This window comes from Ruegeria sp. BG7, from assembly GCF_056535685.1.
This window is the reverse complement of the sequence record NZ_JBQFIU010000003.1, coordinates 159,255-171,798: the sequence shown is the minus strand read 5'-3', so window position 1 is coordinate 171,798 and position 12,544 is coordinate 159,255. Positions and strand designations below refer to the sequence as shown.

At 54.6% G+C, this 12,544-nt stretch carries 9 protein-coding genes; 1 reads left to right on the top strand and 8 read right to left on the bottom strand.

What is annotated here, in order from left to right:
* Positions 1 to 267 precede the first annotated feature (267 nt).
* The 5 genes from ACR3EH_RS21870 to ACR3EH_RS21850 form a co-directional block, all read right to left on the bottom strand.
* Entirely contained in the window at positions 268 to 609 is a 342-nt protein-coding gene (locus tag ACR3EH_RS21870) for a copper-binding protein (RefSeq protein WP_171676536.1), read from the bottom strand.
* A 29-nt stretch (positions 610 to 638) separates the two neighbouring features.
* Positions 639 to 3,818 (bottom strand): efflux RND transporter permease subunit, encoded by a 3,180-nt coding sequence (locus ACR3EH_RS21865; RefSeq protein WP_171676535.1) that lies wholly within the window; start codon positions 3,816 to 3,818, stop codon positions 639 to 641.
* Positions 3,815 to 6,010 carry an efflux RND transporter periplasmic adaptor subunit gene (locus tag ACR3EH_RS21860; protein ID WP_171676534.1) on the bottom strand — a complete coding sequence of 732 codons (2,196 nt, stop codon included), beginning with the start codon at positions 6,008 to 6,010 and terminating at the stop codon, positions 3,815 to 3,817. Before ACR3EH_RS21860 ends, ACR3EH_RS21865 begins: the two co-directional genes overlap by 4 nt.
* 617 nt (positions 6,011 to 6,627) lie before the next feature.
* On the bottom strand, positions 6,628 to 7,014 hold the full coding sequence (gene cueR, locus ACR3EH_RS21855) for a Cu(I)-responsive transcriptional regulator (RefSeq protein ID WP_152460772.1): 387 nt from the start codon (positions 7,012 to 7,014) through the stop codon (positions 6,628 to 6,630).
* A gap of 15 nt (positions 7,015 to 7,029) precedes the next feature.
* Positions 7,030 to 9,540, bottom strand: coding sequence for a heavy metal translocating P-type ATPase (locus tag ACR3EH_RS21850; RefSeq protein WP_171676533.1), 2,511 nt, complete (start codon positions 9,538 to 9,540; stop codon positions 7,030 to 7,032).
* A 173-nt stretch (positions 9,541 to 9,713) separates the two neighbouring features.
* Here ACR3EH_RS21850 and ACR3EH_RS21845 point away from each other — a divergent pair, with 173 nt between their 5' ends.
* Complete coding sequence (locus ACR3EH_RS21845) at positions 9,714 to 9,911, top strand: heavy-metal-associated domain-containing protein (protein WP_152460774.1); 198 nt, start codon at positions 9,714 to 9,716, stop codon at positions 9,909 to 9,911.
* Between the two features lie 36 nt (positions 9,912 to 9,947).
* Here ACR3EH_RS21845 and ACR3EH_RS21840 read toward each other — a convergent pair whose 3' ends face one another.
* The 3 genes from ACR3EH_RS21840 to ACR3EH_RS21830 are packed head-to-tail and all read right to left on the bottom strand — an operon-like array spanning position 9,948 to position 12,521.
* Entirely contained in the window at positions 9,948 to 10,676 is a 729-nt protein-coding gene (locus ACR3EH_RS21840) for a DsbA family protein (protein WP_480634878.1), read from the bottom strand.
* Between the two features lies 1 nt (position 10,677).
* A complete protein-coding gene (locus ACR3EH_RS21835; RefSeq protein ID WP_171676532.1) occupies positions 10,678 to 11,151 on the bottom strand; it encodes a c-type cytochrome in 474 nt (157 codons plus the stop codon).
* A complete protein-coding gene (locus ACR3EH_RS21830; RefSeq protein ID WP_171676531.1) occupies positions 11,151 to 12,521 on the bottom strand; it encodes a multicopper oxidase family protein in 1,371 nt (456 codons plus the stop codon). Before ACR3EH_RS21830 ends, ACR3EH_RS21835 begins: the two co-directional genes overlap by 1 nt.
* Between the last annotated feature and the right edge of the window lie 23 nt (positions 12,522 to 12,544).

Here is a 12,544-nt window from a genome sequence, read left to right as displayed (position 1 = left end):
TTCTGTACTGCTTGCCTGGATTGCTCTGTTCCTTCAGAGTAGCCGGAAGATTTTCTGAGCTTTGGAGCTTCAATCAGTCAACGAATTGCTTATTGCGCCTTTAACCGACAATGGACTGATAACTTATGAGCAGAGCCACAGATCGTTAAAATACGATTTGGTTCTTGAGTGGCTCCTACTCCATTTCTCTTAGTTCATAGAATTTCCTACGGTCCTTGAAACGGCGAACAATCACATCATTGGTGAATAGCTGCCGCATCAACAGACTCAGTTTTTCATGATCGCGCCGATCGCATACATACCACCATCGCTTTTGACCAACATCAGTGTGACTTCGTCACCGGCGCTAATCTCACCCATCATCTGGGCATTCTCAAGAAGCTGCAAATCCATCGTCATCGCGGGCCACCCGATCTCGGGGATCGGATCATGGCTGACGTTGGCGGTTTCGTCGCCAATTGAGTTCACCAAAGCTTTTGCGTGAACCGCCCCTTCCATCTGTTCGGACGACATGGACATGTTGGAATGGTCCATGTCGTGGTTCGTTTGCGCGAAGCTGGTTGTCGTAGACACGGCCAAAAGGGCCACAATAGCAGTCAAAGTTTTCATCAGATGCTCCTGTTTCAAGGTTGTGGGTATTATTCTGCCGGAAGCGCAGGGGGCACTTCCTGGATCGTGTGGGAGATCTCTCGGTTCACGCGATTGAGCGCGAGCCGTTTCCAAATCACGAATATTGCGGGAATGACGAAAAGCGTGAGAAGGGTTGCTGTCACCATGCCCCCAATCATCGGCGCAGCGATCCGCTGCATGATTTCAGAGCCTGTACCGGTGCCGTACATGATGGGTATCAGTGCTGCGAAGATCGTGGCTACGGTCATTACCTTCGGCCGAACCCGAAGAACGGCGCCTTCGAACACCGCGTCTTCGATATCGTCACGTGTCAGCTTTCGCTGTTCCGATTGCGCCAGCCCACGACGTTTCTCCCAAGCAAGATTGAGGTACAGCAACATGACAATCGCTGTTTCCACCGCAACTCCCGCCAGCGCGATGAAACCCACGAGTACAGCTATCGAAATATCGAAGTTAAGATACCACAGGAACCAAACCCCACCTGCCAATGCGACCGGAAGCGCCGCAAGAATTATCCCGACCTCAATCACTCGATTGAACGCCAAGAAAAGCATGAGCGTGATAATTAGTAGGGTTGCAGGAGCAACGATCGTCAGCCTGTCCTGCATTCTCTCTATGTACTCATACTGCCCCGACCAAGTCAGCGAATAACCTGGAGGCAGGTTGACCTTTTCTGTAACCACTTCTTGTGCTTCGGCCACATATCCGCCCAGGTCGCGCCCCGCTATGTCGATGAACACGAACCCGGTTCGTCGAGCGTTCTCCGATCGAATCATTCCCGGCCCGTCAACTATTCGAATATCGGCGAGAGCAGACAGTGGCACATGAGCACCCGACGGTGTGACGACAGGAAGATTTTCGAGCCGTTCCGGGCTGTCTCGCCATGCTTGAGGGTACCGTAGGTTTATCGGAAACCTCTCCAGCCCCTCTACAGATTCCGACACTTGCATACCGCCAATTGCGGTCTGAACTACGTCCTGAACTTCTCGAACACTCATCATGTATCGGGAGGCGGCATCTCGTTTGACGTCGATTTCGATGAAACGCCCGCCAACAGGTCGCTCTGCGTAGGCGGAAGCCGTCCCTTCAATATCAGCGACCGCACGTTCTACTTCGATCCCTATATCTGTAATGACCTCCAAGTCGGTGCCGGATATTTTGACACCGACAGGAGTACGGATACCTGTCGCAAGCATATCGATGCGGTTCTTGATAGGTTGGATCCAAACATTTGTAACGCCCGGAACCTGAACGATACGATCGAGCTCATTCCGGATTTTCTCCATTGTCATGCCGGGGCGCCATTCTTCTTCCGGCTTGAGTTGGATTGTGGTCTCCACCATCGTTAGAGGTGCTGGATCGGTTGCAGTCTCCGCACGCCCAACTTTACCGTGAACAGTTTCGACTTCAGGCACGGTAGCTATCAGGCGGTTGGTCTGCTGCAGTACCTCACGGGCTTTTCCCGTCGAGATCCCGGGGTAGAAGCTCGGCATGTAGAGAAAATCACCTTCGTTCAACTCGGGCATGAATTCAGAGCCAATTCTCTGGTACGGGTACCACATGGACGTCACCAGAACGCCGGCCAACAGTGTTGTTGCCCATGGCCAGGCAATTGCCGCGTCCAGAAATGGGCGGTACACGAACACGACCAAGCGATTTAGCGGATTTTTTCGCTCCGGTAGAATACGCCCCCTTACAAAGTAACCCATCAAGACCGGAACCAACGTTATCGAAAGGATGGCGGCTGCAGCCATGGCGTAGGTCTTGGTATAAGCGAGTGGCGAGAAGAGCCTACCTTCCTGATTTTCCAGAACGAAAACAGGCAAAAAACTAACCGTGATAATCGCCAGAGAATAAAAAAGGGCTGGTCCCACCTCAGAAGCGCACTCTTGCACAATCCGCCATCGGTTCTCTGCTGTGAGCTTTTCTTTTTCCAACCGCCTGTGCATCGCCTCGATCATCACAATCGATGCGTCGACCATCGCACCAATAGCGATGGCTATGCCGCCGAGCGACATGATGTTTGCGTTTACTCCTTGTGCCTTCATCAGAATAAATGCGGCAAAGATGCCCAGCGGGAGCGACAGAAGAATCACAAGGGATGACCGCAGATGAAGTAGAAAAGCCGCGCACACAAGAACAACGACGATGAATTCCTGCGTCAGTTTCTTCTGGAGGTTATCGATAGCACGCTCGATCACACCAGATCGGTCGTAGGTCGTTATGATTTCGACCCCTTCCGGCAGGTTTGAGCGCAACTCTTCTATGCGCGCTTCCACCGCTTTGATCGTCGCTAACGCGTTCCCACCCCATCGCAGGATGACCACTCCGCCAACCGCGTCTCCTTGCCCGTCGAGCTCCCCGACACCACGGCGCATTTCAGGCCCCAGGCGGATTTCAGCAACGTCTCCAAGCGTCAGAGCGGCGCCGCGCTCGTTGACCATCAATGGCGCGCTTGCAAGGTCTGATAATTCATCAATGTAGCCCGATGACCTGACCATGAATTCGGCTTCACCCATCTCAATGACGCTGCCGCCCGTCTCGCGGTTGGCCGCCTGAATAGCCGTCCTCAGTTGCGCAAGTGTTATGTCATAGGCACGTAGTTTATTTGGGTCGACGACGACCTGGTACTGTTTGACCATTCCGCCGATGGTGGCGACTTCTGAGACGCCTTCCACGGCTTGTAATTCGTATTTCAGAAACCAATCCTGCAGAGTCCTGAGCTGAGCCAGATCATGATTTCCGGTTCTGTCAACCAGCGCGTACTGATAAATCCACCCGACCCCTGTCGCATCGGGGCCAAGTTGTGGAGACACACCTTCAGGTAAGCTACCGGTAATCTGGCCCAAGTATTCGAGCACACGCGACCGAGCCCAGTAGAGGTCCGTCCCGTCCTCAAAGACGACATATACAAAGCTGTCTCCAAAGAACGAGAACCCGCGAACGTCTTTTGCACCGGGTACGGCCAATAAGGCCGTCGCCAATGGATATGTAATTTGGTTTTCGACAACTTGAGGTGCTTGCCCGGGATATGGCGTGCGAACAATTACCTGGACATCCGACAGATCCGGGATTGCATCAACGGGCGTCTCACGAATGGCCCAAATACCCGCAACTCCTATCATGAATGCGAGGGCCAAGATGATGAACCTGTTGGCGAGAGAAGAACGAATGATTGCCGTGATCACTGCGTAACACTCCCATCAAGCGCGACCTCTAACAGCGTCATCGAAAAGTCGGGATTGCGGCGAAGGATCAAAGAAACATCAATCCCTACAGGCAAATTAGAAACCTCAATCCCCTCCGCAACCGGGAAATCCATGGTCATGCCCGGCATGCCGATCTCGGTCATTGGACCGTGTGTTACGTTCGCGGTACGCGCATTCGGGTCGATACTGTTAATTCGGCCAGAAACCTGAAGCGGCGGTGCAATAGGCGTTGCCGCAGCCAACACCATCGTCATGCCATCTGCACGCGCGAAAGTCAGAGTCATTTCAGAACCGACTTCGAGCATGTTTGGGTCCAATGTTGGCTCTAATGGGAAATCCATGGTCATTCCCGGCATCCCAATCTCAGTCATCGGTCCGTGAGTGATAGTTGCAGTCCCTGCCTCAGCATTGACGAGGTTGATCGTGCCGGTGACAACAATCGGTGGAGCAGAAGCTGTGATGGTTTCTTCGGGTTCAACTGAATCCGTCGGCGGCGAGCCCTCTTCGCGAACTGCCACAATCGAGAACATCCCCCCTTCTCCCTCAGCCAGATCAAACTCAATTGGCATGTCGATTGGCACGGTAGTGAGATCTACTCCCACAACAGGCAAATCCATTGTCATGGCGGGCCAACCGAGCTCGGGGATCGGTCCGTGCTCAAGCGTCAATTTGCCGTCTGAAGTGACGGCGCGCGCGATTCCGGCTCCAGTTCCGGCAATACCATCGTCTGGTGCAAGCTCCATCAAGCTCAGAAGCCCATCCGCACCCCTCGCGATCACGAAAGCAACCGCGTCGCCAGAATTCAAACGGTCGAGCGAAACACCAGACCTAACCGGAAACTGCGAAGTCATTGCGGGCCAATCGAGGCTTTCGAGAACATCGTGACGAACAGTTGCCATACGATTTTGGGCATCGAGTGAAACCAGGGTACCTGCCCCGCGTGCTGGTTCGGTGTCCGTTGGTGCCATACGCGTGAAGCCGGCGCTCAAAGCACTTTCACTGTCGATTAGAAACTGTGCGGATGCGACAACTTCCTCGCCGGGTTCAAGCCCTTGTAGAACTTCTGTTCGTCCCCCCTCGCCGAAACTGTCTCGAAGACCTGTAGTCACCAGTCTCGGGCGAAAGGTACCATCGCCCGTTTTCAAGATGACGCGTTCCGCCGAACCAGTACGAATTAGCGCCTCTGATGGAACAGTGAGAACATTCCGGCTTTCATCCGGTATAAGACTAACACTGCCAAACATGCCCGGCCGCAGCACGCCGTCGGTGTTATCGAAACTCAGTCTGACGGGAAGAGTTCGGGTTTGCGGATCAAGCTCAGGGTAAACATAGTCGATTTCGCCTTCGAAGGTGCGACCAGGTAGGTGCTCGAACCTTGCTATTGCGCGCATGTCATCCGACAAACGTGCAATATCTCGTTCGAAAACATCGACGATCAGCCATACTTCGGAAAGATCGGTGACCGAAAACGCAAGCGTGCCTGGCTGCAGGTACATTCCATCGGCGGCGTTCAGCGCTATGACAACACCGTTTTGAGGCGCCTCAATTTCCACATTTCGAACCAACTCACCGCCCGCCTCGATCTCTGCAACCTGACGTGCGGACATACCGTGGCTGATCAACTTGTTGCGCGCCGCGTCCAAAATACGCGGGTCACCAGCTTCGACTGCGCGTACAAGATCGCCGGTTGCAGCTGCGATCAGCGGTGAAAAGAGTTCGAATAGAACTTGCCCCTTCTCAACGCGATCACCGACCGCGCGAACTTTCAGTTGCTCAATCCAACCTTCAACGCGTGTATGAACGTGATTGGTCAGGTGTTCGTCAAAGCCGACGAAACCCACCGTCTCGATACGAGGCTCGATATCAGTCATGCGTGCAACCGCAGTTCGCACGCCAATTGCGTTGATTTCTGCAGCGCTCAGGGTGACTTCTTCAGGGTCGCCGGTAGGTTCCTGCCCAGAATAAACCGGGATCAAGTCCATACCCATAGGCGATTTTCCAGGTCCAGGCTGCCGAAAATTCGGATCCATCGGAGCTACCCAATAAAGGACTTCTGGTTCATTCGACTGGCCCTGATCAATTGGATTCAGGTACAGTCTTTCAAGAATGACACCTCCACCCAGGCCAAACGCCAAGGCAAGTACTGATAGTGCCGCATATCTTCCACGCATAATAATCTCCCGACGGTCGCAATGAATGCTGGAACCGAAACAACATGAAAACCCGCGCTTGCGGGCCTGAGGATGTCAGGAGATTTGAGGAGGACGATCGGGAGTCAGAGGTCCCTGAGACAGATGGGTGTCCGAATCCATGTTTCGGTTTTGCTGCCCGAAAGCTGTAGCCAACACAGCAACACTCACTTGGGTAGGATATTCACCAACGCAGCAGATGCCGGAATGACATTCTCCGCTGTGATTTACGTGGCTATCCGTGTGGATTTGGCCAGTCGTCGGATGCAAACCGCTATGGTCGTGTTTGAAGTCTGATGACTTTGCAGCCATTGCAACGCCGTGAGGCTCAGAGGTGCTACTGTTTTTGACGTCAGTGCTCGCGACCACAACAGTGCCGACGAATGTCATCGCCAAGCAGACGCATGTCAGAAACGTCATTCGCAACACTGAGAAAAACTTCCACTCCATCCCGTGCAGTTAGGACGAACGTAACGTGTGTTCAAGCCAGTCGGAGAAAAAAACAGGTGAGTCGGTGCGCTGCATAGAAATGAAGCGGATTCCCGCGAATACACGTAACAAACTGCCAAAATCGGAGGCAGTTCATACGATGAGCGCATCTAAGTTTGGCCGAGGTTCTTCAGGATCGGGCAGTCAGGGCGGTGGTCGCCAGCACATTCGTCGATCAGATGAGACAATGTAGCATGCATGGCCTTCAGGTCCGCGATCTTGGCATCTATTTCTTTTAGGTTCTGTTTGGCGATATCCTTCACGTCCGCGCTTGCGCGCTCTTTGTCCTCGTACAACGCCAGTAGCGAGCGGCAATCTTCAATGGTAAAGCCCAATGAGCGGGCCCGCCCGATGAAGGCCAGTTTGTGCAATTCCTTTTCATCGAAATGGCGATACCCGTTCAGGCTGCGCCTGGGTTTGATGAATCCGATATCCTCGTAATAGCGGATGGTTTTGGCAGGCAGACCCGAACGTTCTGCTACATCTCCGATATTCACAGCGGTTCTCCTATTCTATTCAGCAGGCGCTGATCGCAGCGCCTGCTCTTCATTCTGCGAGATCTGTTCTCGCCCAACTTTGATCGACTTAACCCGGCGCAACCGCAGCGCGTTGGTCAGGACAAATACACTGGACAGCGCCATGGCACCTGCAGCCAGAACCGGCGACAGCAACGGGCCGCCAAACGGATAGAGCACCCCCGCTGCAACCGGTATGAGCAGCGTGTTGTAGCTGAAAGCCCAGAACAGGTTTTGGCGGATGTTACGCATGGTGCGCTGACTAATATCGAAAGCGTTGACCACGCCTGTCAGGTCACCTGACATCAAAACGACGTCAGCCGCCTCGATGGCGATGTCAGTGCCTGTCCCGATCGCAATTCCTACGTCAGCCGCCGCCAGAGCGGGGGCATCATTGATGCCATCACCCACAAAGGCCAGTTTTCCGCCATTTGAACGCAAATCCTGCAACGCGGATACTTTACCCTCGGGCAGAACCTCGGCCACGACATGATCGATGCCAAGCTGCGCCGCAATGGATTTGGCAGTAGCGGCATTGTCGCCAGTAATCATCGCTACTTTCAGCCCCAGTCCGTGCAAAGCTTCAATTGCGTCTGGCGTGGTGGTCTTGATTGGGTCCGCCACAGCGATTACGGCCGCGATAACCCCGTCTACGGCAGCATAAAGTGGAGTCTTTCCGTTGATTGCCAGTTCAGCGCCCCGATCAGACAGCGCGCCCATTTCAACCCCTTCGCGACTCATCAGGCGGTCAGCCCCGATCAAGATTGTATGGCCTTCGACTGAAGCGCTTACCCCGTAACCGGTGATCGACGTGAAGTCTTCTGGCTTCGAAAGCTCCAGACCACGGGTTTCAGCCGCGCGCACGATGGCCGTGGCGATCGGATGTTCGGATGTGACCTCAACGGCAGCCACAAGGCGCAGAACCTCATCCTCGGCCAATCCTTCGGCCACAATAAGGTCGGTCAGCTCCGGACGCCCTTCGGTCAAGGTCCCCGTCTTGTCCACTGCAACAACGGTGGTTTCCTGCAGCATTTGCAAGGCGTCGCCCTTTCGGAAAAGGACACCCATCTCGGCCGCGCGGCCGGTGCCGACCATGATTGAGGTGGGTGTGGCCAACCCCATGGCGCAGGGGCAAGCAATGATCAGTACCGCAACCCCGGCTACCAACGCCAAGCTGAGCGTGGGATCGGGTCCGAACAACATCCAAACCAGCACAGTCATTACGGCCACAGCGATCACTACAGGCACGAACCACAGCGTGATGCGGTCAACCAAGCCTTGAATCGGAAGCTTGGCACCCTGTGCTTGTTCGACCATTTGAATGATCTGGGCCAACATAGTGTCTGCGCCGATCTTTTCAGCCCGGTACGTCAATGCGCCCGTGCCATTGACTGTTCCGCCGACCACAGTTGCGCCCTCGGTCTTTTCGGCAGGAACCGGCTCGCCGGTGATCATGCTTTCATCAACATATGACGCGCCGGTCACTACGGCACCATCCACCGCGATTTTTTCGCCCGGTCGAACGTGCACAATATCCCCTACAACGATCTGCTCGATCGGTAGCTCAACAACCGATCCGTCGCGCTCAACTCGCGCTGTTTTTGCCTGCAGACCGACCAATTTTCGGATCGCTTCACCGGTTCGCCCCTTGGCGCGCGCCTCGAGGAACCGCCCCAGCAATATGAGAACCACGATCACCGCTGCGGCCTCGTAGTAGACGTTTGCGGTGCCGGCGGGAAGAACACCCGGCGCAAAGGTGGAAACAAGCGAGAACCCATAAGCCGCCGAAGTGCCCAGGGCCACCAGAGAGTTCATGTCCGGCGCGCCTTTGAACAAGGAAGGGAATCCCTTGGTGTAGAACTGCAAACCAGGGCCAAAAAGAACGATCGTGGTCAGAAGGAATTGCAGGTAATAGCTGTTCTGGATGCCGATCGTGCTCGCTATCAGGTGGTGCATGCCCGGAATAACATGCGAGCCCATTTCAAGGATAAAGACCGGCAAAGCGAGCAAGGCGGCAAAGCTTGTTCGCCGGGCCAATTGGCGAATCTCTTTGGCTTTGCGGTCTTGTGGTTCGGTCTGCGTCGCGGATCGCAGGCTCGCCGGATAGCCAGCAGATGCCGCAAGCGCCGCGATGGCTTCGGGTGTTGTGACTCCCTCAGCATAACGTACAGTTGCACTTTCGGTGGCCAGATTGACCGACGCGGACAAGACGCCATCATCTGCTTGCAATGCCCGTTCAACGCGCCCCACGCACGATGCGCAGGACATGTTCTGAATATCCAGCGTTACCTCTTCCGTCCGTGCCGGATATCCGGCGCTGTTTAACGCATCAGCAATGGCCGCTTTATCGGCTGGATCGCGGAAATCGACCTGAACGCTTTCGCTGGCGAGATTAACCGAAGCGGCATCTACCCCTGGCACATCTTTCAACGCGCGCTCGACGCGCCCTACGCAAGAAGCACAGCTCATACCCTGAACTTGAAACCTTGCACGTGAAATTTCAGTCATATTGTCACCACCAATGTTCTGCTGACGGGCAACATAAGGGTTCCAGCAAGTGGAAGGTCAAGGGATGGGGTTGACTTTCTTTTCCGCTAATTTTGGCGATCCAATTTTCACGACTTGACCTTCCTGTGCTGGAATACTTTAGCCGGGACAACGGAAAACAGGAGCAAACATCCATGACGACCCTAAATATCCCGGATATGAGCTGCGGGCACTGCAAGTCAGCTATCGAAAAAGCCGTTGCCACGGTGGATTCCTCCGCACAGTTGGACTTTGACATGGAAAACCGCAGGGTACGTGTCTTAAGCGCCAATCCACTTGATCATATCCTTGCTGCTCTGAAGTCCGAGGGATACGAAGCCACGGTCGCATGAGAAACTTAGGGGCGCACATTCAGTCGCCCCTTGGTTTTATCTTGCGTCTCTGACTGCCTCGATTAGCCGGGTCATTTCATCTTCGGCGATCAGCCCCGGGGCAAGAGCATCTCCAATCACAAACGAGGGGGTGCCACTGAAGCCAAGCTGTCGGGCCAATTCCATGGACACCTGAATATGTGCGTCGACTTCCGGCGCCTCCATATCTGCGCGCAATTGATCCTCGTCCAGGCCGAGTTCACGGACAACTTTCAGGACACTGGCCTCAGTGGCACGACCGTCCAGAGCCATAAGCGCCCAATGAAATTCTTCATATTTTCCCTGATTGCGTGAGGCAAGCGCGGCGCGTGCCGCGAAGTCGGAACCTTCTCCGAGTATGGGCCATTCTCGATAGACAACTCGTACATCGGAATCGCCTGCGATTACGTTCTTCACAACCGGGGCAGCGCGTTTGCAATACGGGCAGTTGTAGTCAAAAAACTCGACCACGGTTACATCGCCTTTCGGGTTTCCGATGACAGGCGCATTCGGATCCTGTTCCAGCAATTCACGCTGATTTTCCAAGACGCTTCCAATTGCTTCGGCTTTTGCCTGATTCTCGCGCTGTTGAAGCAGTTGAATCGCCTGCATGATGATCTCAGGGTTTTCCAAAATGGCTTCCAGAGCCAGCCGTTTCACATCGGAGTCAGACAGTTCGTCGGCGCGTGCCATAGGAACGCCAATCGACATGGCGATGGCGATTAAGCCTGCAAGTATTCGTTTCACATCAGTTTCCTTCCGTTTGTTCTGCCTCGGTGCGCTGCTCTTGCAGCTTGCGTTCCCGATCCGGCCAACTCTCCTTGATGAAGGCAAGGATGTCCCAGATTTCCTGATCCGACAGAGTGTCCTCGAAACCTGGCATACCGCTTTTGACATCAGAGACGCCCATCTGTTTTAGTGTTTGGTCCCCGCCAAGCTTTGTATAATCGAACAACAGCTTGTCGCCGTGATGCCAGGTGTGCCCTGTTCGGTCATGCGGGGGAGCCCGCAAGACGCCATCTGGATCAGGTGTCTGCCAATCTGGTTGACCCTCCAAATCTGCCCCGTGGCATGACGCGCAGTTTTCGGCATACAAAACTGCACCACGTGCCGAATCCGCCGATGAACTGTTCTGCGCACGCCCACCCAAGCCCCAGCCAGCGACCGCGACAATGATCACCACAGCAGCCAGTGACAGCCAATTCGCCGCGCTCTTGTTCATCACGCCACGCTCAGCCAGGTCTTCATACCAGCGGCCTGATGCGACAGCATGTGGCAATGAAACAGCCAGTCCCCCGGGTTATCCGCAACGAACGCAATCTCCCGCGTTTCCATCCGGTCAACCAGGATTGTGTCCCGCAGCGGCCCCAGGCTGCCGTTCGGCAGAACTTCCTGAAAGTGCGTCCCGTGCAAGTGCATGGCGTGCGCAAAGACAGTGTCGTTCTGCATCTGAATACGGACTATGTCGCCACGCGAAACGGAAGCGAGCGGGTCTTCGGGTAACCCTGCGACTCCGTTGAATGTCCAGATCTGTCCTTCCTGAACCAACTCATTAGCGCTCATGACTTGGCCGTTGTAAGTACCTTGACGCAGTCCGCCCATCGCCCCGCCTTCCATCACCAATGGAACCTTTAAGGCGTCAGAAACATCTTCAAGAAAAGAAACAGGGTTGGGTGGCAGAGCTTCAATCTCACCGCGGCTGGCAGATGTACCGCTTCCCGAAACCGGGATCTCAGCGATAACAAATGATTCATCGCGTTCGTGAAGAGTTATTTGAACGGCTTCGTTCGATTCCGCTGTGACGTCGACGATCAAGTCTGCTCGCTGTGCAGGTCCGAAAACAAGTGTTTCGAAATCTTCTGGCTGCCTTACAGGCATGCCATCATAAGCGACCAGTTTCCCGTTTGCGCCACCTACTGACACATACATGATCCGATCAGTTGCCACGTTGACCATTCGAATTCGCAATCGCTGGTTCGTCAAAACTTCGGTCATTGGCGATATGCGCGCGTGAACGTAGTTTCCCATCCGACCTGCATGGGTCCAATCATGCATTGCACCAAAATCATCAACTATTTGAGCGTCCTTAGACAACCGCCAGTCATCCAGAAGGATCGTGATGTCATGGTCCGTGTCCGGCGGGTCCGTTTCGTCGACGATGAACGCGCCGTAAAGGCCCCTGGCCACTTGTTCCGTTGACTGGTTGTGAGAGTGATACCAGAAGGTCCCCGCGTCCTTCAGAGGCAAGTCATACTGAAATTCGCCGCCGGTTGGTACAGCCTCCTGCGTAAGGCCCGGCACCCCGTCCATATTGTTTGGAACCCGCAATCCGTGCCAATGGATTGCTGTAGGCTGAGGTAGCGAGTTCAGGAGTGTCCGGCGAACCGTTTCGCCTTGCCGGGCACGAATTTCAGGGCCCGGAACACCGCCATCATATCCCCATATCTCGGTCTCCGGATAGTTGTCGGGGGCAACACGTGCCAACCCTGAACGCGCCTCGATTATTCGGGGGGCGGTAGCCGCCCTCCCGATAGTCGGCATTGCGATTAGTGCCGACGTGCCTGCAACGAATTGCCTGCGATTGAGCTTCATGAGGACTTCCCTCCAAAGAAAAT